Raw genomic sequence first — 19,738 nt, 5'->3', positions numbered from 1 at the left:
ATGACCGCCCCCATCTGGATGGCCCTACCACCCGAGGTGCACTCGACGCTGCTCTCCAGCGGCCCGGGCGCCGGGTCGTTGCTGGCCGCGGCGGGGGCCTGGCAGGCGCTGAGCACCGAATATGCCTCGGCGGCAGCAGAACTCACCAGTGTGCTGGGAGGGGTGCAGGCCGGGTCGTGGGAGGGGCCGAGCTCGGAGCAGTACATCGCCGCCCACGGGCCGTACCTGACGTGGCTGGCGCAGCAGAGTGCCAACAGTGCCGCGGTGGCGGTGCAACACGAGACGGCGGCCGCGGCCTACACCACCGCGGTGGCCACCATGCCGACCTTGCCCGAACTGGCTCTGAACCACGTCGTGCACGGCGTCCTGATCGCCACGAACTTCTTCGGTATCAACACGATTCCGATCGCGGTCAACGAGGCTGATTACGTCCGGATGTGGATCCAGGCAGCCACCACCATGGCCACCTATCAGGCGGTCTCGGGTGCCGCGGTCATGGCGGCACCGACCAGCACGCCGTCGCCGATGCTGCTCAAACCTGGTGTGGGAGAGGCCGGTACCGCGTCGGCCAACGCGCAGCAGATGATGACGCAGGCTCAGGCGAGCGAATCCGGTTCGGCGATGGAGAATTCGAACATCATCTCCGACCTGCTCGAGCAGTACCTGAAGAACGTGCCGGGCGGCCAGGACATCATCGACTTCCTCAAAGATCCGCTCGGCAATCTGCAGAAGCTGCTCAACGACTTCATGACCGACCCGATCGGCGCTTGGGGTACCTGGGGGCCGTTGTTGTCAGCGGTCGCCTACCAGGTGTTCACCAACCTGGTGGGCTGGCCGACCTGGGGCATGATCCTCGCGTCACCGTTTCTGATCCCGGCGCTGGCGGCGCTGGGGATCACCGGATTGGTGCTGCTCATCGACCACGTGACACAACCGCCGGCCGAGTCGGCCCCGGCAGATGCACCAGTCGAACCCACGCCGCTGGCCGAACAACAACGGTCATACCCGCTGGCGGGCCTACCCGCACCCGGTGGCCCCGCGGTGGGTGTCGGTACGCCCGCGGCTGGTACCGCTACCGCGGGAGGTGCCGCAGCGCCGGCCCCGGTCCCCGCGGCAGCGTTCGCGCCCTACGCGGTGATGGGCAATGACCCGGACGAGGGTTTCAGCCCGACAGTCGGCGGCAAGTCCAGTGCCTCGGCGCCGGCTTCCGGAATCCCCGCGGCGGCTTCCGGGGTGGCGGCATCGCTGGCGGCGCGGCGCAAGCGGCGGCGCAAGCGGGGTGCGGCACTGGAGGATCACGCATACGCGGATGCCTACATGGACTACGAGGAACCGGATCCCGATCCCGTGCCGCGACCGGAACCAGGGGTGCGTGCCTCTGAAAGCGGCGCCGGGGCCATGGGATTCACCGGTACCGAAACCAGGCCCGACGCGACCGCGGCAGGTTTGACCACCCTGGCCGGCGAGAGATTCGACGAGAGTCCCGTTTCGCCGATGCTGCCCGGTTCCTGGGAGCCCGACGAGGCCCCGGGTGATCCGGAAGGGGGTTCGCGCAGCTGACCAGACCGCCCGTGCACGACCAACCATCAACGATCCGAAAGGAAAAACCATGAGCCTGTTGGATGCTCACATCCCCCAGCTGATCGCTTCCGAGGCCGCCTTCGGCGCCAAGGCCGCGCTGATGCGCAGCACCATCGCCCAGGCCGAGCAGGCCGCCATGTCCTCGCAGGCCTTCCACATGGGTGAGGCCTCCGCCGCGTTCCAGGCCGCCCACGCCCGGTTCGTCGAGGTGTCGGCCAAGGTCAACGCACTGCTCGACATCGCGCAGCTCAACCTCGGCGACGCCGCGAGCACCTACGTCGCCCAGGATGCCGCCGCCGCCAGCACCTACACCGCGGTCTAGCCGAACAAGCAACGGATACAGGAGTTTTCATGTCTCAGATCATGTACAACTACCCGGCCATGCTGGCTCACGCCGGGGAAATGAACACCTACTCGGGTGCTCTGCACGCCGTCGGCGCCGACATCGCCGCCGAGCAGGCCGCGCTGAGCAGCGCCTGGCAGGGTGACACCGGTATGACCTACCAGGCCTGGCAGGCACAGTGGAACCAGGCCATGGAAGAGCTGACCCGGGCCTACCGTGCGATGGCATCGACCCACGAGATGAACACCATGTCGATGAGCGCGCGTGACGCAGCCGAAGGGGCCAAGTGGGGCTGATGCCGGAGGCTCCGCATTGAGCACCGGAGCCAACGCGGTCGAGCTGACCACCGATCAGGCCTGGTACCTCGCCGAGGTGCTCGGCGCCGGGGCGTACCCGTGGGTGCTGGCCATCACGCCGCCCTACAGCGAGCCGGCGCAGCGGTTCGGCTTCGCGGCCGAGCAGACCGCTGAACTGACCAGGATGGGTGTGCTCGACTCCAGTGGTGAGGTGAATCCGCGGGTAGCGCAATGGGTTCGGCTGGTGTGCCGGGCAACCCAATGGCTCGATCTGCGGTTCGTCTCCGGACCGGGGGATCTGCTGCGCGGGATCATCGCGCGCCTTGAGGGGCGCACGGTCGTGGTGTTGCGCAACGCGCAGCTGGTGACGTTCACCGAGATGGACATCCACCATCCTCACGCCCTGGTCCCGGTGCTCACTGCCGGACTGTCGCGTCGCAGGCCGGCGCGGTTCGACGAGTTCGCGTTGCCGGCAGAAGCCGGCGCCCGCGCTGATGAGCAGATCCGCAACGGCACCCCCCTGATCGAAGTGCTGGGATTCCTCGGTGTCCCGGACTCGGCCCGGTCGATCGTGGAATCGGTGTTCGACGGACGGCGTACCTACGTCGAGATCGTCGCCGGCGAACATCGCGACGGTCACCGGGTCACCACCCAAGTGGGGGTCAGCATCATCGACACCCCCGAGGGACGGATTCTGGTGTCCCCGTCAAAAGCTTTTGACGGGGAATGGATTTCGACCTTCACGGCGGGCACAGCCGAAGAGATCGCGATGGCGATCGAGCGGCTCACTGCCTCGCTGCCGAGCGGCTCCTGGTTCCCGGACCAGCCGCTCATCCGCGACTTCGACCGAGTAGCGGCACCCGACTGCGTAGTAACCGACAGCGCTGCATCCCACCGAGATTCACGCTCCATGAGAAGAACCCAGAAAGCATAGGAATGTCCGACAACACTGTGATGCCGATCGTTCGGGTGGCCGTGCTGGCCGCTGGAGACGACGGCGGCCGGCTGACCGAGATGGCTCTGCCGTCCGAGCTGCCGTTGCGTGAGATCCTGCCCGCGGTCCAGCGGATCGTGCTCCCCGCCGGGGGCGACGACGGCGCCAGCGCCCCGGACCCGGTGCGGCTCAGCCTGGCCCCGGTCGGCGGTGCGCCCTACAGCCTGGATGCCACGCTCGACACGGTCGGTGTGGTGGACGGGGATCTGCTTGCGCTGCAGGCCGTTCCCGCCGGGCCCGCTGCGCCGCGCATCGTCGAGGACATCGCCGACGCCGCCGTGATCTTCTCGGCCTCGCGTCAGCGTCCGTGGGGCGCCGCGAACATCGCGCGTTATGCCTCACTGGCTCTGATCGGGCTGATCCTGGTCGGTACCGGCCTGGCCGTCGCCCACCGCGTGGTGACCGGTGAACTGCTCGGTCTCTTCGTCGTCGGCGGTATCGCCGTTGCCTCGGTGCTCGCCTCACTGTCGATCAAGGGCCGGTCCCCGGCGCTGGCGACCGCGCTGGCCGTCACCGCGCTCGTCCCCGTCGCCGCGGCGTTCGCGCTCGGCGTGCCCGGTGATTTCGGCGCGCCGAGCATCCTGCTGGCCGCCGCCGCGGTGGCCGCATGGTCGTTGATCAGCGTGGCCAATTCTCCCGACGGTCGGGGCGTCGCGGCGTTCACCGCGACCACGGTCGCCGGAGTGGGTGTGCTGCTGGTCGCCGGTGCGGCGTCGCTGTGGACGATCAACTCGACGGTGATCGGCTGCGCACTGATCCTCATCGCACTGGTGGTCACCGTTCAGGCTGCCCAGTTGTCTGCCATGTGGGCACGCTTCCCGCTGCCGGTCATCCCGGCGCCGGGCGATCCGTCCCCGTCGGCACAGCCGCTTTCGGTGTTGGCCGACCTGCCGCGCCGGGTCCGGGCGAGCCAGTCGCATCAGACCGGCGTGATCGCCGCGGGCGTGCTGCTCGGGGTGGCCGGGTCGGTAGTCCTGGTCGGGTCGCCGACCGCGTCCCCGTGGGCCTGGTACGTCGTGGTGGCCGCCGCTCTCGGAGCCGCTCTGCGCGCCCGGGTCTGGGACTCCGCCTCGTGCAAGGCATGGCTCCTCGGGCATCCCTACCTGCTGACCGTTGCCCTGTTGGTGACCTTCGCGATCGACGGCCGGTACCAGGCCGCGTGGTGGGCGCTGGCGGTACTGGCCGCCCTGGTGGTGGTGTGGGCCGTGGCCGCGCTCAACCCGCCGGTCGCCTCACCGGACACCTACTCGCTGCCGATGCGGCGCCTGGTCGGCTTCCTTGCCGCCGGCCTCGACGCCTCGCTGATTCCGGTGATGGCCTTCCTCATCGGGCTGTTCAGCCTCGTTCTCGACAGGTGATGAATCGGTGATCCACAAGAGCCTGGGTGTTCTGGCCACAACCAGTTTGGTGTTGTTGGTCGGCTCCCCGTCGGCGGGAGCCATCAGCCCGCCCGCGGTCGATCCACAGGTCGCCCCACCGGCCGGTAGTGCCGGCCCGATGGGGGCGATGGCACAGCGTTCGGCATGTGTCACCACCGGTGTCCTGCCGGGCACCGATCCGGGATCGGTCAATCCGAACCAGTTGGCGCTCAACCTGTCCGACGCGTGGAAGCAGAGTCGCGGGCAAGGTCAGACGGTCGCCGTCATCGACACCGGCGTGCAGCCGGGGCCCCGGCTGCCGCATGTCGAAGGTGGTGGTGACTTCATCGAGTCCACCGACGGCCTGACCGACTGTGATGGTCACGGCACCTCGGTGGCAGGCCTGATCGCCGGGCAGCCCGGACCCGACGGCTTCTCCGGCGTGGCGCCGGAGGCCCGGCTGATCTCGATCCGGCAGAACTCACCGCGGTTCGCCCCGCGGGCGGCCGGTGGCGACATGGCTGAGGCGCGCATTACGGCGGACGTGGCGAGCCTGGCCCGCGCCGTGGTGCGCGCGGCCGACATGGGTGCGCGTGTCATCAACATCTCCGTGGTGACCTGCATGCCGGCCGACAAACAAATCGACCAGACCGAACTCGGCGCGGCGCTGCGATATGCGGCGGTCGAGAAGGACGCGGTGATCGTCGCGGCCGCGGGCAACACCCAGGGCGGGGTCACCACCGGATCGGCGTGCGGTTCCAATCCGCTTGCCGATGCCGGCGCCCCGGGCGATCCGCGCAACTGGGGCGGCGTCTCCTCGGTATCCATCCCGTCGTGGTGGCAGCCCTACGTGCTGTCGGTCGGGGCGCTCAACGCCACCGGTCAGCCCTCGGCGTTCACGATGGCCGGACCCTGGGTGGGCATCGCCGCACCGGGCGAGAACATCTCCTCGGTGAGCAACGCACCCGGCGGAGGACTGTCCAACGCCATGCCCGCCGATCAGGACAAGTTGGTGCCGCTCAGCGGTACCAGCTATGCCGCCGCCTACGTGTCCGGCGTTGCGGCCTTGGTACGCAGCAAGTTTCCCGACCTGAACGCGCGTCAGGTGGTGCACCGGCTGACCACGACGGCTCGCGGCGCCGCCCGCTCGCCGTCGAACGTGATGGGCGCCGGCGGTGTCGATCCGGTGGCCGCGCTCACCTGGGACGTCGCCGACATGCCGCTGGACGGCCCGGCGTCTCCCGAAGGCAAACCCATTGCCGCACCGGCAGAACCGGCGCCGCGTGACAACACCGGGCGAATCGTCGCATTCGCCGGCACCGGCGCACTTGCGCTGGCGGCCATCGCCGTTGCGTTCAGCGCATACCGACGGAAGGATCCTTCATGACCGCCCGACTTGCGTTGGCGTCCCTGTTCATCGTCGCGGCCGTACTGGCCCGGCCATGGCAGACCAACACCGAACGCTGGGTGCTCGGCGTCTCCGCCGCCGCGGTGGTGCTGCTGCTGGCCTGGTGGGGCGGGTTGTTCCTGACCACGCGGGTGGCCCGGCACTTCGGGGTGTGGCGGCGCAACCTGACCAAGAAGCAGCCTGAGGCGGCAATCGATTCGGAGACCGTCGTGTTGCGGGTCGACCCCGCGAACCCGGCGCAGCTTCCGGTTGTCGTCAGCTACCTGGACCGGTACGGCATCCGATGCGACAAGGTTCGAGTGACCCACCGCGACGCCGGTGGTGTGCGACGCAGCTGGATCAGCCTGACCGTCGTCGCCACCGACAACCTCGATGCGTTGCGTGCCCGGTCGTCGCGAATCCCGTTGCGGGACACCACGGAAATCGTCGGGCGTCGCCTGGCCGATCACCTACGGGAGCAGGGCTGGACGGTCACGCTGGTCGAGGGGGTGGACTCACCGCTGCCCGACCCGGGCAAGGAGACCTGGCGGGGTGTCAAGGACGACTCCGGGTACTTCGCGGCATACCGCGTCAACGTCAGCGACAAGCTGGAGGCCGTGCTGGCCGGGGTCGGCGCGCTGCCGGCTCAGGAAACCTGGACCGCACTGGAATTCACCGGATCTCCGGCACAACCGCAGTTGACGGTGGGTGTTGCCCTGCGGACGGCCGATCGGCCCCCGCGTCGGGCTCCGCTGGCCGGGTTGAAATCGGCAGGCGGTCGGCACCGTCCGGCGTTGGCCGCGCTGAACCCGCTGTCTTCGCAGCGTCTGGACGGCAACCCGACCGCGCTGCCGCAGGCACTGCTGGGGTCGCCCGTGCCGTCAGTCGAACATGAAATCCCGCAGGAAGCGGGTCATCCGGCGTAGGTAGTCCGGCTGGCTCACATGCAGCAGGTGGTTGCCGGGGAACCAGTGGAACGCGCAGCGATCCCAGTGTTCCCACAGCAATTCGGCCTGTTGCGGCGGAGCCAGCCGGTCGCCGAGGCCGGTGATGATCAGGCGTCGTTCCTTGGGCACCACCGGTTGGTAGTTCAACGGTGAGGCGTACCGTGCCGCCGCTTCGGTCAACGCGGGGTCGGTCCTGGCCACGAACCGTTGTAGCGCCACCAGCTTGTTGGCCGGGAACCATTCGTCCACCGTGCGATCCGGCGTCACCACAGGAACATTGGGGACTACGGCCTGAATCCGGTCGTCCACACTGGCCAGCAGTGCCGAAGTGAAGCCACCCAGCGAGATGCCGGTCAAGGCAACCCGATCGACACCCGTGGACTCCAGATAGTCGATCACCGAACGAAAATCGTGCACGGCCTGGGCCATCGCCTCGGAGAAGCCGGCGAATCCGTGGGAAAAGAATCCGTAACCACTGAACGGTGAGAACCGCTCGGCGCGGCCGCCGTGAAACGGCAATGTGTACAACAACACGTCGTAGCCGGAGCGGTAGAACCAGGGCAGCGACAGGAACAGCCCGTTCGCCAGGTACGGCGACCCCATGAAGCCATGGATCACGCACAGCGTGGGGTGCGGTCCGTCGTCGTGGCGCCAATGCTGTGCCCGCACAACATTGTTGCGAGTGAACCCACTGCACATGTCGCGCAGCGCGGGGTTGACCGCGGTGAAGCTGCTGTCGAACTGGAGGTTCTCCACCCGGCCGTGCGCGATCATCTCGGCCAGGGGATTGGCCCGGCGGGTGGACACCCGGGGTGGCCGGGTGGGCGCCGGAAACGACACCGCGGGATCTTTTGCGGTGGCCAGTTCGGCGTAGAACGGCATGTGGTCGTTCTCGGTTCGAAACGTCGACGGGTGAAGCATCGACGCCAGCGTGGTCGGCACCATCGACGTCGCCACGATCGAGGCAACCCCGGTGCGCAACGCGATGTCGGCGATCGCGGAGGCGTCCACGATGGCACGCTGCCGCATGGTCAGATCGGCCCGCCGCGGCAGTCCGCGGGCGCCGGCATCGCCGCCGGGAACATCAGGAACTGGGATCGGGGGTTCTACCGGGTCCGCGTCCACGATCCCGATGCTAACCAACTGCTCAGCTGAGGCCGAACAACTTCGCGGCGTTGTCGTGCAGAACGTTGCGGCACCATGCGTCATCGACACCCGGCAGGTCGATCAGGTGGTGCACGGCCTCGGCGTAGCCGTAGGGGATATTGGGGAAATCGCTGCCCCAGAGGATGTGCTCACCGAGGGCTTTCAGCCGGCTCGCCTCGGCGGTGGGAAACGGCATCATCTCCTCGACGAACGGGGTGAACGCCATGGTGGTGTCCAGGCGCACGTTGTCGTAGCGCTCGGCGAGATCCAGGAACGCCGAGTACTCCGGCATTCCCATGTGCGCGATGATCAGTGCCAGGCGTGGATAGCGGCTCAGCAGCCGGGCGATCGGGTCCGGGCCGGTGAAATCGCCAGGTGCCGGGCCGGAGCCGCAGTGGATCACGACGGGGACGCCGGCGTCTTCGATCTGGCCCCACACCTCGCCGAGCAGGGGGTCGTTCGGCTCATAGTTGCCCACCTGGATGTGTGCTTTGAACACCTGGGTGCCTGCGGCGATGGCGTCGGCGACGTAGCCGGCGGCCTGTTGTTCGGGATAGAACGTGGCGGTGGCCAGGCAGTCCGGGGTGTCCTGTGCGAACCCTCTGGCCCACTGGTTGAGCCAGGCCGCCATGTCCGGCTTGTGCGGATAGATCAGCGAGGAGAACCTGCGGATGCCGAAGGCCCGAAGGGTGGCCACCCGCTGCGCCTCGTCGGCACGGTAGGTGATGGGCCATTCCCGCCCGATCAGCGGGCCCCGGCCGTCGAAGTACTGCCACACCTTGTCCATGACGTTCTTGGGCATGAAGTGGGTGTGCACGTCGATGATGCCGGGCAGCCCCAGCCCCGACCAGATTTGCAGTACCTGCTCCGATTCGTCCATCGGATCCGACGATATCGAGCCAGGTGCCGGGCATGATCGGGGCATGTGGAATCCGGAGACCTACCTCGCGTTCGCCGACCACAGGGGCCGGCCGTTCTATGACCTGCTCTCGAGGGTCGGGGCCGAGGCGCCGCGCCGCGTGGTGGACCTGGGTTGTGGGCCGGGCAACCTGACCGAGACGCTCGCGCAGCGTTGGCCCGGTGCCACACTGGAGGCCTGGGACAGCTCACCGGAGATGGTCGCGGCTGCGCAGGCCCGTGGGCTTGAGGCGCATGCCGGCGCGATCGAGCACTGGGAACCGCAACCGGACACCGACGTGCTGGTTTCGAACGCGGCGTTGCAGTGGGTGCCCTCGCATCGCGAGCTCGTGTCGCGCTGGGCTCGGCAGTTGTCCTCCGGGGCCTGGATCGCCTTTCAGGTACCCGGCAATTTCGACGCGCCGTCGCACCACGCGGTGCGCGCGCTGGCGCGGCGCGAGCCGTTCACCGGGCCGCTGTGTGACATGCCGTGGCGAGACGTGGGCCAGGTGGACACGCCGGTTCAGTACGCCGGCCTGTTGACCGATGCGGGCTGTGCGGTGGACGCCTGGGAGACCACCTATGTACACCAATTATCTGGCGAGACACCAGTTTTGGATTGGATCACCGGTACCGCCCTGACTCAGGTCAAAGGACGGCTGACCGACGAGCTATGGCAGCAGTACCGCCAGGCGATCATCCCGATGCTGGCCGAGGCCTACCCGCGACGCGCTGACGGCACCACGTTCTTCCCGTTCCGTCGGGTGTTCGTGGCCGCCCGAGTCCGGTAGTCATTACCTACGACGTAATCGACATGCGTACCTGCACGTTCGACGATGGACACATGCCTACGTCAAAGACAGCCGACAACACCGACATCCACTGCACCGACACCGGGTCAGGGCCTGTCCTGTTGTTCACCCACTCGTGGGGACTCAACTCAGGCCAGTGGAATCACATCATCGAACGCCTGGTGGACAAGGGCTTTCGCTGTGTCGCCTACGACCGGCGCGGCCACGGAAGCTCGAGCGACTATCGCGGTGAGTGGACGGTGGATCTGCTGGCCGACGACCTGGCCGGGCTGCTCGATCACCTGGATCTCAGCGATGTGACACTGGTGGGGCATTCCCTGGGATGCGGTGAGATCGTGCGCTATCTCAGCGGGCATGGGACCGGCCGGGTGAATCGTGCGGTGCTGGTGGCGGCGCAACTCCCACTGCTGGTTCAGACCGCGGACAATCCGGACGGGGTACCCGAGGAGATGCTCGACGGGATGCTCGCCGAGCTGGAACGCGATGTGCAGCAATGGTGTATCGAAAGCGCACCACCGTTTTTCGGAGACCACGCCGTGGAGCCTGAGGTCGTCGAGTGGACGGTGGACCAGATCGCTGCGGTGCCCGTCGAGACGCTGCTGGCCACCCAGCGGATGGGGGCCCACACCGATTACCGTGCCGAGCTGGCCGAACTCGACCTTCCGGTGCTACTGGTCCACGGTGACGCCGACGTGTCGTCACCCATCGAGCTCACCGGGCGCCGGACCGTCGCACTGTTGCCACAGGGCACGCTCGTCGAGATCCCCGGCGCCGCCCACGGGCTGTACGTCACCCATGCCGACCGCGTCATCGACGCGATTTGTGCACCGGCGCAACCGCTGCCCGTTACCGGCGGTGCACAAATCACTGGGTGACACGTCCTTTCCCATCCACTCCACGTCCGAACCGGCCGTGGGTAGGGTGGGGGCCATGCCGACCGCCGCCGACCCCGCTGCGGTCAGCGGCTATGAGGCCCGCTGGGAGCAGCACAACTCCGAGCGTCGTGCCCAGATCATGCAAGCCGCGGTCGCGCTGATCGAGGAGAATCCGCCGGGCGCCGACATCTCCATGGCGCGGATCGCGGACCGCGCCGGACTGGCGAAGTCGGTGGTGTACCGCCAGTTCGCCGGCAAAGAAGAGCTGGAGCGACGCGTCCGCTCGTACGTGTTCGACGACTTCGCGGCGGTGCTCGACACCAACCTCGACGTCTCCAGCGGCTCATTGCGGGAGATCCTGACCCGCACCGTGGGGGCGGTGGCCGATTGGATGCTGGACCACCCGCGGCTCGACGAGTTCGTCCGGCGCGGGCCGACTTTCGGCAGCGACGGCTCGCTGGACGCGGTCAGTGAGCTGAAGCTCCGAATGACCAGGCAGTCCGAAGGGATCATCGCCACGATCGCGCAAACCATCGGGGTGGATGACAGCGCATTCAAGACGGTGCCGTTCGCGGTGGTGACGATGGTGGAGGCCACCTTGTCGGCGTGGATCCGCGGTGCGGCGCCGGAGCGGTCACGAGAAGAGATCGTGACGCACCTGGCCGACTTCGGGTGGTATGTCCTCGACGGCGCGGCGCGGGCGAGTGGGCTGGACATCAACCGCGACGACCAGCTGACGTCGGTGATCGCGGCGCTGACGAACCGCGAGACCTGCTAGGCCAACAACCCGGCGTTGTAGTCGGCGACGAGGCTGCGGACCGTCTCCTGGGCGCAGGACTTGTTGGTGCCGATGAATCCGGTCGGCCCGCGTTTGATCCACCCGGTGACGAACGCGCCCCGGACGCCCGGAACCCGGCCACCCTGGTGCGGCACCGTCGCCGTGGCATCGTCAAACGGCAACCCCGGCACCGGCCGCCCGCGATATCCGATGGACGTCAGCACCAGACCGGCTTCGATGACCCGTTGGAGCCCAGTCGATTTCACCCGCGTGGAGCCGTCGGGTGCAGCGATCAGCTCGTTGTGGACGAACTCGACACCTTCGGCGGCGCAGTCTCCGAGGATCGCGGTGGGCGACAACAGGTACTCGAGCACGACCCGGCGGTTGCCCGCCCCGCGCGGCGCCGCACGCAAGATCGCGGCACGCGGGTCGGAGTCAGGCAGCGCCCGCAGATCTTCGTTGCGGACGACGACATCGACGCCGGGCGTCGAACACAGGCCGACGAGTTCGGGGACAGTGAACGCGGACTGTTCGATGCCGCGCCGGCCGACCACGACCACCTCTTCGATGGCACTGTGGCGCAACGCTTCCAGGGCGTGGGCTGCGATGTTGGTGCCGGCAAGCCGGTCCGGATCCATCGTGAGGAGACGCGCGACGTCGAGGGCGACGTTGCCGTTGCCGACAATGACCGCGCGAGGGCTCGACAAGTCGAAGGTGCGATCAGCGTGATCGGGATGACCGTTGTACCAGGCGACGAACTCGGTGGCCGAGCTGACGCCGGGCAGGTCGATGCCGTCGATGTCGAGGCGGCGGTCGATCGACGCGCCGACGGCGTAGATGACGGCGTGATGCTCGTTCAGCAGGTCCTCATGGGTGATCTCACTGCCGACCTCGACGCCGAGGCGCATCTGCAAGCGCGGGTTGGCGGTGACGTGGTCGAACTGGTGTGTCACCCCGCGCGTCCGCTGGTGATCGGGTGCCACGCCGAACCGGGCCAAACCGTATGGCGTGGTGAGTCGTTCGTAGATCCGGACCAGGGCGCCGGGAATGGTCAGCACCTCTTCGGCGGCGTACATCGCGGCCGGGCCGGATCCGACGATCGCCACGCGCAGCTCGCCCGGGCGCACTTCAAGCGGCGGGACGACCGGAGCCAGGATCGGCCTCGGCCGGCGGGGTGTGGCGTAGAAATCGGCGTTGAGCGTGGCGAACACGTCTTCGTCGGCGGTCAGCTTGGTGTGCGGTTTGATCGCGTCCACCGGGCAGGCCGTCACGCACGCTCCGCAGTCGACGCATTCGACCGGGTCGACGTACAGCATCTGGGCGGTGTGGAAGTCCGGTTCGTCGGGTGTGGGGTGAATGCAGTTGACCGGGCAGGCATAGACGCACGAGGCGTCGCTGCAGCAGGACTGCGTGATGACGTGTGGCATCAGGGCAGGGCAACCGCTTCGCGGTCGGGCACACCGCGGTAGCGGGCCGCCTCACCGTCGATCCCGCAACGCTTCCACATCCACCGGCCGACCCGGTTCATCAAGCCGAGTTCTTCGCTCAGGGAACGCATCTCACCGAAGTAACCGGCGAGGATCTTGCGGGAGTGCGGGCTGCGCCAGAACGCGTCCTTGATCACCGCGCGCGGAATGCCGAAGTCCTGACCGAACGACTTCGGCGGGGCCACGATCTCGTGCGCGAGCCAGCGCAGGGTGAGCGGGAAGGCGACGCACGCGAAGGCCTTCATCCGCCAAGATCGTTCCGGCATATGGGTCTTGAGGAACTCGTGCGCCCAGGAGATGTGGCGGGCCTCTTCGGCGATGTGGATCTGCATGGTCCGCAGCACCGCGGGCGGAATGTTGGCACCCTCGCGGATCAGCCCCTTCTGGAAATGATCGATCGGCTCCTCGCCGGCCAGGATTCCCGCCATGAATGCCGTGGGGGAGTACTGGCCGACCAGGCCGATGTAGGGCGACAGGCGGCGGAACAGCGGCCGCATGCCCGGCACGTCCACGCCGCTGCGGTTGACCAGTTCCTGGAACATCTGAATGTGGTTGCACTCCTCGGTCATCTCGTGCAACGCATAGCGGAACTCGGGGGAGTTGTTGGGCAGCTTCATGATGAACGCCATCAATCCGCGGATCAGGATGCTCTCGAAGGCCGCGCCGACCTTCACCGAGTTCAGCGTTCGCCAGCGGCCGATCTCGATCTGGCGAGCCAGCGGCTGGGCTTGATACCAGGCGGTGGCGCCGAGCGGATCGACGTGTGGTGAGAGCACCCACCGTGGATCGTCGAGGTCGATCGCCAACTCGGGGGAGTCCCACGCGATGTCCAGGTACGGGTCGAAGCGGCGGCGCACCGAACCCGCGGACAGCGTCTGCAACAGGTCCTGGTAATCCGCATCCAGTGGTGCGGCAGGCGAGGTAGAAGCCATGGCCCCCAATTTACCGGGACTTTGTGTCTCGGTAAATACCGGTCTTTTTGCGGACTAGGGGTGGTAGGGCACGCCGACCGCGCGGAACACGTACTCGGACCCGACGTCGAAGGCCAGCGATCGGCGCGGCAGCGACGCGAGAACGTCGGCCGGTATCTCGGTCTTGTAGTGCAACGACAGCTGGCCGCGGCAGCGTCGGTCGATCTGGGCCACATCGGCGGTGAGCGTGAGCCCGGCCGGGTCGAGCTCGGCGTGTACCGCACCGACCTGCGGCGCCGACCACGGTTGGTCGATGCTGCGACCGGCAAGCTTGGGCAGGGTGGACATCGTGGCCAGCGCGCGGTAGTTGGTCAGCACCAGCGCACCGGCATAGCTCGCGACGCTGCCTGCCGACCGCTTACCCGGGATCGTTCCGCTGAAACGCCTGGTCACTGGGACGTACTCGGCGAGAAACACGATGCCTTCGGCCTCGGCTTCGGCTCGTAGACCCTCCGGCAGAGCGCCGATGTGCATCAGCTTTCGCAGGATCAGTGCCATGTCTTCGACGGTAGCGCGCGAAAGTGGCAAATCGGTTGGAGCTGGTAGAGATGATCTGATGAAAACCCGAGACCGGTGGCTGATCGTGAGCGCGGTGACGGCCGTCGCGGTGTACGCGGCGCTGTGGATCGGCTACGCGATGCAATGGGGATGGCTGGCCGACGTCGATGCCGCGGGCCTGGCGGGTCCGTACCGGTTCGGTTCGGCACACCCCGGCTGGGTGACGGCATGGGACGTGTTCTGCACGGTGCTGGGCCCCTTCGCGTTCCGCTTGGTGGCGCTGGTGATGATCGTCGTCGCGCTGGTCCGCCGGCAGCGGCGCATCGCGTGGTACCTACTGCTGACCATCGAGTTCAGCGCGGTGGTCACCGAGCTGGCCAAGTTCCTGGTCGATCGTCCGCGGCCGGCCACGGCGTTGGTCCACGCCCTGTCCACGTCGTTTCCGTCCGGGCACGCGATGGGCGTGATGGTGTCGGTGCTTGCGCTGCTCGCCCTGGCCTGGCCGACGATTCGCCCACAACTGCGCGGCTGGTGGGTGGCCGGCGGAGCCGTGCTCATCCTCGCGATCGGCGTCGGACGCGTGGTGCTCAACGTCCACCATCCCTCGGACGTCGTGGCCGGCTGGGCCTTGGGCTACGTCTGGTTCGTGGCGGTCTACCTGCTGTGCCCGCCGTTGCCGACAACCGTCACGGCAGCGGACGAAATACCGGCAGCGCCCGGTAGCGCACGTTGAAGGTGGCCTCGCTGAGTGCCTCGCCGACTTCGCCGTCATGGGCCACGGTGGTGGGCCCGTCGACGGCGACGAACCGGAACTCCGGCACCTGCAATTCGTGGTACAGCGGGCTGCGTTCCAGCCGGCCCAGCGCCACCGCCGTCGCGATGCGCAGCCGGCTCAACCGCCGGCCGGTCTCCAGGATCCGTACGTCGATCAGGCCGTCGTCGAGGCGCGGGCGCTGAGACGGGGCGAATCCGGACGGGAAGTACGTCGAGTTGCCCAGGAAGAACAACTCGGTTTCAAGGGTCTTGTCGTCGTAGCTGATTCGGACCGGGGCCTCCCGGCGCAGGGTCAGATACAGCGCGTACATGCCGGCCAACCGCTTGCCCATCCGTCGTTCGAGCTTCTCGCGCGTCCGCACGTACTTCGGATAGGCGCCGATGCTGGCCGTGTTGATCACCATGCGTTCCTCGTTGAGGCAGACCAGGTCGACGTAAGCCGCCGAGCCGTCGGCGATCGCATTGACGGTGCGGTCCACCGAATCGCAACCGATGTCCTTGGCGAAGTGGTTGAACGTCCCGCCGGGGAACACCGCCAGCGGCACCCCCGCCTCGACGGCGATGCCCGCCGCGCACGCCACCGTGCCGTCGCCGCCACCCACCGCGAGCACGTCGGTACGGGCGGCCGTCTCCCGCAACACCGCCTCGATGTCGTCGTCGTCGGAGAGCTCGATGATCTCGGTGCGCGGCAGGGCCTTTCGGACGTCGTCGATGATGCGGGCGCCGGTTCCGTCGCCGGAGGCCGGGTTGATGACGAGTGCGACACCGGCGCCGTCGGGTCGCGGCTCGGTGCGGAATCGCAGCGGCTCGGAGCGGGGCAGTGTGGCGGCCGGGATGGTGGGGACGATGCGGGCGCCGAGGACGGCGATCGCCGCGCCGATGCCGAACCCGGCGAACACGTCACCGGGATAGTGCGCGCCGGTGGCGACCCGGGACAGGCCGACCAGGCCGGCCAGTAGGGCCAGCGGCAGGCCGGCCGACGCGGACTCCAGTCCCACACCCACCGCGAAGGCCGCCGCGCTCGCGGAGTGCCCCGACGGCAGCGAGTGCGAGGTCGGGACGCGTCGCGTGCGACGTGCGAGGGGGATCAGGGTGCGGTCCGGGCGAGGCCGCCGCCAGATCCGCTTGGCCACCTGGTTGGTGATCAGACTGGTCACCGCCAGGCTGACCACACCGCGCGCGGCGCCGCGTCGCGCCGATACGGTGCCCAGCGCGCCCATCGCGGCGGCGATGGCGAGCCACAGCTTGGAATGGTCTGCGGCCCTGGTCAGCCCGGGCATCACGGTGTCCAGTAGCGGGCTGGGTGACTCAGCTACCGCCTCGAAGACCTCACGGTCCAGCGTTCCCAGTCCTTTGCCGATCGCGTGCACGTCCATGGCGCCAACGTAGCCGTCGCGACCGGATCGTGCTCCTAGCTTTATCCGGCTGAGAGGGACGGCAGCGACGATGGACGGATGCGCCGACTGCTCGTTCTGCTGTGCGCGGGGGTGCTGGCCCTGGCATGCGCACCTACCGCCGGCGCGGTCGACCCACCATGGTTCGCCTCCTCGGTCGGCAACGCGACCCAGGTGATTTCGGTTGTCGGCGTGGGTGGTTCGAAGGCCAAGATGGATGTCTGGCAACGGGGCCCCGCTGGTTGGCAGCCGGTGGGCGCGGGGATCGACGCCAACGTCGGCGCAAACGGGATGGCGCCGCAAACCCATGACGGCGAAATGAAAACGCCCATGGGCATTTTCACGCTCGACTTCGCCTTCGGCACTGCACCGAATCCCGGCGGTGGGCTTCAGTACGTCCAGGTCACGCCCGACCATTGGTGGGACGGCGACATGAAGAGCCCGACCTACAACACCATGCAGGTCTGCAAGAAGGCGCAGTGTCCGTTCAACACCGACCCGAGCAGCGGGACGGAGAACCTGCACATCCCCCAGTACAAACACGCTGTGGTGATGGGCGTCAACAAGGCGCGGGTGCCGGGCAACGGTGGGGCGTTCTTCGTACACACCACCGACGGCGGACCGACAGCCGGCTGCGTCGCGATCGACGACGCCACCCTGGTGAAGATCATGCAGTGGCTACGGCCCGGCGCCGTGATCGCTGTCGCCAAATAGCCGTCAAATATTCAGGGCCGCACCGGGTTCCAGGTTGAAGTTGAGGCCCTCCAGCGACAGGGTGGCATCGTAGGTGCGGTCGTAGCCGGTGGCGCTGATCTTCCAGCCGTCGGCGGTACGGCGGTAGCGGTCGTGGTAGAACGCCGAGCCGAACAGCATGAAGTTCATGCTCGGCACGATCACCCGGTCCTGCAGGTACCAGGTGGCGGTGGCCTCGTCGCCGTCGACTTCGATCTCCGGGTGCGCGACGCGATGCTCGGTGATCACCGCCGGACCCAACGAGCTCTTCATGTACTCCACCAGAGAGTCGCGGTCGGTGAAGTGCAGCGTCTTACCCATGGACTGCCCGTAGTCACCGGCGATGTCCTCGGTGAGAGTGTCGGCGAACTCGTCCCAGTGCTTGGTGTCCAGGGCACGCAGATACCGGTACTTGACTCGCTCGATGTCGTCGATGTCACCCATGCCCGACATTGGAGCACACCGGCCGCGGCGGGTGTGACGCTATGCCGAACGCGTCAGGTCGCGCGTGGCCGGACCCTCGATCGAGGTGCCGTCCGGAGCGAAGCGGGAGCCGTGCAGCGGACAGTCCCAGGATTTGTCGGCGTCGTTCCGATTCACGATGCCGCCCAGATGGGGGCATACCGGCGAGACCGTGCGCTCCACTCCGTCGACCACGCTGTGTGCCTCCAGGTGCCACGGCGGCCCGGTCACGACGCCGCAGTCCTCGGACGCCGTGGCGCCCATCCGGGTCACCGGGGCGATCCAGCCCTTGGCGAGGTTGAATCCGACGGCCAGTAGTCCTGCGCCGACCAGAAGTGGGTTTGGACAGCGCCGGGCCAGTGCAGCTTGGCCCAGGAGGACAGTTCGTCGATGGATGCCGCCGGGTCGCTGCCACGCCCCACGGGATGGCCGGCCCGCATGTGGTGTCGGTTCCGATGTTGCCCGGGCGTGGGTGCGCGAATACGCCGGGCATGGGTACCGGTGTCCGGGCACTGAGCCCCCTGCGGAGTGTCGGTGGGCCCCGGCGCCGCGCGGCGGCTATCGTGGCGGGCGTTATGAGCGGCCCGTTGGGGTTGTCGATCGGGACCACCAACTTGGTTGCGGCGCGTGTCGGCAATCAACCTGTCAGCCGGCGTTCGGTGCTGACCTTGTCGGCCGACCGGACGCCGCAGGTCGGCGTGCCTGTGTCCGGTTCCGGTGTCACCCTGAGCGGCTTCGTGGAGCGGGTCGGCGATCCGGTGCCGTTGGTGGCGCCCGATGGCGCCTCCTATCCCGCGGACACCCTGTTGGTCGAGGCGCTCGATGCAATGGTCGAGCTGGCCGGTGGCCCCTCGGACCAGCTGGCCATCGCGGTGCCTGCGCATTGGGGAGCGCCTACGCTGCGTGCCCTGCGCAATGCCCTACGTACCAATCCCAGCTTCTCCCGCGACGGGCGGCCGCCGCGCCTGGTCCCCGACGCTGTCGCCTCTCTGGCCGCGTTACGTGCCAACCCGGGCCTGCCGCCCAACGGTGTGGTGGCACTGCTGGACTTCGGCGGTGGCGGTACCAGCATCACGCTCGCCGATGCCGCCGCGGCGTTCGAACCGATCGACGAGACCACCCGTTATCCCGATTTCTCCGGTGATCAGATCGACCAGGCGCTGCTGGCGCATGTGCTTGACGGCGTGGCCCAGGCCGGTGGCATCGATCCGGCAGGTACCGCGGCAGTCGGTTCGTTGGCCCGGCTGCGTGAGGAATGCCGTCAGGCCAAGGAACGGCTGTCAGCGGACACCGCGACCGATCTCGTGGTGGAGCTGCCCGGCTATTCGGCCACCGTGCGGGTGACGCGCACCGAACTCGAATCGTTGATCCAAGCTCCGCTGGCCGGTGCGCTGGACGCGCTGGAAAAAGTGTTGGAGCGCAACGGGATCAGCTGGCCGGCGGTGTCGGCAGTGGTGACAATAGGTGGCGGAGCCAGTATTCCTCTTGTCACCCAACGCCTTTCGGAGCACTCCCAGGCGGTGGTGGCGACGACGCCGCAGCCTGCACTGGACGCCGCGATCGGCGCCGCGCTGTCTGCCGCCTACCTCGCCGAGGCCGATGCGCAAACCGGGGTGGCACCCACACTGGGTGCGGCGGCCGTGGTGCCCCCGGTCGAAATGCCTTCCAGCCCAGAGGGTTCCTCTACATTCCGCGCGTTGGCGTGGTCAGAAGACGACGCCGGCGACGACGTGGTGCCCTACACCGGCCCCGATCTGGTGGACTCCTACGGCAGCGAGACAGCTGCGCGGCCGGCTGTGCAGTATGTCCCGCCGACGGGCCCGATCGAACAGCCACCCGCGGGCTGGCAGCGTTTGCCGCTGACGGTTTTCGCGGTGGCCGCGGCGCTGGTGGTCGTCGCGATCGGTGGCGTCACCTATGCGCTGACCAGTGCCACGGGCACCGCACCGAGTTCAGAGGTCAAGCCACCGGAGCCCAAACCGCTGCCCCCGCCGGAAGTGGCACCG

Annotated in this window: 20 protein-coding genes and 1 pseudogene; 13 read left to right on the top strand and 8 right to left on the bottom strand. The window is 68.0% G+C overall.

Features of this window, described 5'->3' with window-relative positions:
• The 7 genes from E0T84_RS26425 to eccE are packed head-to-tail and all read left to right on the top strand — an operon-like array spanning nucleotide 1 to nucleotide 6,885.
• A complete protein-coding gene (locus tag E0T84_RS26425; protein ID WP_138745961.1) occupies nucleotides 1–1,560 on the top strand; it encodes a PPE family protein in 1,560 nt (519 codons plus the stop codon).
• Between the two features lie 49 nt (nucleotides 1,561–1,609).
• Nucleotides 1,610–1,903, top strand: coding sequence for a type VII secretion system protein EsxG (esxG, locus tag E0T84_RS26420; protein ID WP_070189520.1), 294 nt, complete (start codon nucleotides 1,610–1,612; stop codon nucleotides 1,901–1,903).
• A gap of 29 nt (nucleotides 1,904–1,932) precedes the next feature.
• Nucleotides 1,933–2,220 carry a WXG100 family type VII secretion target gene (locus E0T84_RS26415; RefSeq protein ID WP_019342950.1) on the top strand — a complete coding sequence of 96 codons (288 nt, stop codon included), beginning with the start codon at nucleotides 1,933–1,935 and terminating at the stop codon, nucleotides 2,218–2,220.
• 16 nt (nucleotides 2,221–2,236) lie between these two features.
• Nucleotides 2,237–3,154, top strand: a complete 918-nt coding sequence (locus E0T84_RS26410) for an ESX secretion-associated protein EspG (RefSeq protein ID WP_138745960.1) — start codon at nucleotides 2,237–2,239, stop codon at nucleotides 3,152–3,154.
• A gap of 2 nt (nucleotides 3,155–3,156) precedes the next feature.
• Nucleotides 3,157–4,572, top strand: a complete 1,416-nt coding sequence (eccD, locus tag E0T84_RS26405) for a type VII secretion integral membrane protein EccD (RefSeq protein WP_138745959.1) — start codon at nucleotides 3,157–3,159, stop codon at nucleotides 4,570–4,572.
• A 7-nt stretch (nucleotides 4,573–4,579) separates the two neighbouring features.
• Nucleotides 4,580–5,959, top strand: coding sequence for a type VII secretion-associated serine protease mycosin (gene mycP / locus E0T84_RS26400; protein WP_070944916.1), 1,380 nt, complete (start codon nucleotides 4,580–4,582; stop codon nucleotides 5,957–5,959).
• Nucleotides 5,956–6,885 carry a type VII secretion protein EccE gene (gene eccE, locus E0T84_RS26395; protein WP_138745958.1) on the top strand — a complete coding sequence of 310 codons (930 nt, stop codon included), beginning with the start codon at nucleotides 5,956–5,958 and terminating at the stop codon, nucleotides 6,883–6,885. The genes mycP and eccE overlap by 4 nt, the downstream gene beginning before the upstream one ends.
• Here eccE and E0T84_RS26390 read toward each other — a convergent pair.
• Both E0T84_RS26390 and E0T84_RS26385 read right to left on the bottom strand, forming a co-directional pair.
• Nucleotides 6,841–8,031 carry an alpha/beta hydrolase family protein gene (locus E0T84_RS26390; protein WP_371726368.1) on the bottom strand — a complete coding sequence of 397 codons (1,191 nt, stop codon included), beginning with the start codon at nucleotides 8,029–8,031 and terminating at the stop codon, nucleotides 6,841–6,843. The two genes, eccE and E0T84_RS26390, sit on opposite strands and share 45 nt — an antisense overlap.
• Nucleotides 8,032–8,053: 22 nt before the next feature.
• Nucleotides 8,054–8,932 (bottom strand): amidohydrolase family protein, encoded by an 879-nt coding sequence (locus tag E0T84_RS26385; RefSeq protein ID WP_070944914.1) that lies wholly within the window; start codon nucleotides 8,930–8,932, stop codon nucleotides 8,054–8,056.
• A gap of 43 nt (nucleotides 8,933–8,975) precedes the next feature.
• On the opposite strand from E0T84_RS26385, the gene E0T84_RS26380 reads away from it, so the two are divergent.
• Genes E0T84_RS26380 through E0T84_RS26370 form a run of 3 tightly spaced genes read left to right on the top strand, consistent with a single transcriptional unit; the run spans nucleotide 8,976 to nucleotide 11,414 of the window.
• Nucleotides 8,976–9,740, top strand: coding sequence for a trans-aconitate 2-methyltransferase (locus tag E0T84_RS26380; protein ID WP_138745957.1), 765 nt, complete (start codon nucleotides 8,976–8,978; stop codon nucleotides 9,738–9,740).
• 53 nt (nucleotides 9,741–9,793) lie between these two features.
• Entirely contained in the window at nucleotides 9,794–10,636 is an 843-nt protein-coding gene (locus tag E0T84_RS26375; protein WP_171055187.1) for an alpha/beta fold hydrolase, read from the top strand.
• Between the two features lie 55 nt (nucleotides 10,637–10,691).
• Complete coding sequence (locus E0T84_RS26370; RefSeq protein ID WP_138745955.1) at nucleotides 10,692–11,414, top strand: TetR/AcrR family transcriptional regulator; 723 nt, start codon at nucleotides 10,692–10,694, stop codon at nucleotides 11,412–11,414.
• On the opposite strand, the gene E0T84_RS26365 is transcribed toward E0T84_RS26370, so the two are convergent.
• From E0T84_RS26365 to E0T84_RS26355, 3 genes are read right to left on the bottom strand one after another with little or no spacing between them, the layout of a single operon-like run.
• Nucleotides 11,411–12,841 carry an FAD-dependent oxidoreductase gene (locus E0T84_RS26365; protein WP_138745954.1) on the bottom strand — a complete coding sequence of 477 codons (1,431 nt, stop codon included), beginning with the start codon at nucleotides 12,839–12,841 and terminating at the stop codon, nucleotides 11,411–11,413. The genes E0T84_RS26370 and E0T84_RS26365 overlap by 4 nt on opposite strands.
• Nucleotides 12,841–13,833: a diiron oxygenase gene (locus tag E0T84_RS26360; RefSeq protein WP_070944910.1), complete on the bottom strand. Its 993-nt coding sequence runs from the start codon at nucleotides 13,831–13,833 to the stop codon at nucleotides 12,841–12,843. The genes E0T84_RS26365 and E0T84_RS26360 overlap by 1 nt, the downstream gene beginning before the upstream one ends.
• A gap of 54 nt (nucleotides 13,834–13,887) precedes the next feature.
• On the bottom strand, nucleotides 13,888–14,370 hold the full coding sequence (locus E0T84_RS26355) for a hypothetical protein (protein WP_138745953.1): 483 nt from the start codon (nucleotides 14,368–14,370) through the stop codon (nucleotides 13,888–13,890).
• Between the two features lie 58 nt (nucleotides 14,371–14,428).
• On the opposite strand from E0T84_RS26355, the gene E0T84_RS26350 reads away from it, so the two are divergent.
• Nucleotides 14,429–15,103: a phosphatase PAP2 family protein gene (locus E0T84_RS26350; protein ID WP_138745952.1), complete on the top strand. Its 675-nt coding sequence runs from the start codon at nucleotides 14,429–14,431 to the stop codon at nucleotides 15,101–15,103.
• Here the strand turns inward: E0T84_RS26350 and E0T84_RS26345 are convergent.
• On the bottom strand, nucleotides 15,057–16,520 hold the full coding sequence (locus E0T84_RS26345; RefSeq protein WP_138745951.1) for a bifunctional phosphatase PAP2/diacylglycerol kinase family protein: 1,464 nt from the start codon (nucleotides 16,518–16,520) through the stop codon (nucleotides 15,057–15,059). The two genes, E0T84_RS26350 and E0T84_RS26345, sit on opposite strands and share 47 nt — an antisense overlap.
• Before the next feature lie 78 nt (nucleotides 16,521–16,598).
• On the opposite strand from E0T84_RS26345, the gene E0T84_RS26340 reads away from it, so the two are divergent.
• Nucleotides 16,599–17,252 carry a L,D-transpeptidase gene (locus tag E0T84_RS26340; RefSeq protein WP_075909461.1) on the top strand — a complete coding sequence of 218 codons (654 nt, stop codon included), beginning with the start codon at nucleotides 16,599–16,601 and terminating at the stop codon, nucleotides 17,250–17,252.
• A 3-nt stretch (nucleotides 17,253–17,255) separates the two neighbouring features.
• On the opposite strand, the gene E0T84_RS26335 is transcribed toward E0T84_RS26340, so the two are convergent.
• Together E0T84_RS26335 and E0T84_RS26330 are read right to left on the bottom strand one after the other, a co-directional pair.
• Nucleotides 17,256–17,714: a nuclear transport factor 2 family protein gene (locus E0T84_RS26335; RefSeq protein ID WP_171055186.1), complete on the bottom strand. Its 459-nt coding sequence runs from the start codon at nucleotides 17,712–17,714 to the stop codon at nucleotides 17,256–17,258.
• A 39-nt stretch (nucleotides 17,715–17,753) separates the two neighbouring features.
• A pseudogene (locus E0T84_RS26330) lies at nucleotides 17,754–18,166 on the bottom strand (Rieske 2Fe-2S domain-containing protein); the annotation flags it as partial.
• A gap of 141 nt (nucleotides 18,167–18,307) precedes the next feature.
• Between E0T84_RS26330 and E0T84_RS26325 the strand changes: the two are divergent.
• The coding region (locus tag E0T84_RS26325; protein ID WP_138745949.1) for an Hsp70 family protein at nucleotides 18,308–19,738 on the top strand (1,431 nt) is incomplete at its 3' end.

The sequence above is a fragment of the Mycobacterium sp. DBP42 genome, assembly GCF_005924235.1.
In the GTDB taxonomy this organism is placed as follows: domain Bacteria; phylum Actinomycetota; class Actinomycetes; order Mycobacteriales; family Mycobacteriaceae; genus Mycobacterium; species Mycobacterium syngnathidarum.
Note: the sequence above shows the minus strand (reverse complement) of the source record. Positions and strands in the feature narration are given on the sequence as shown.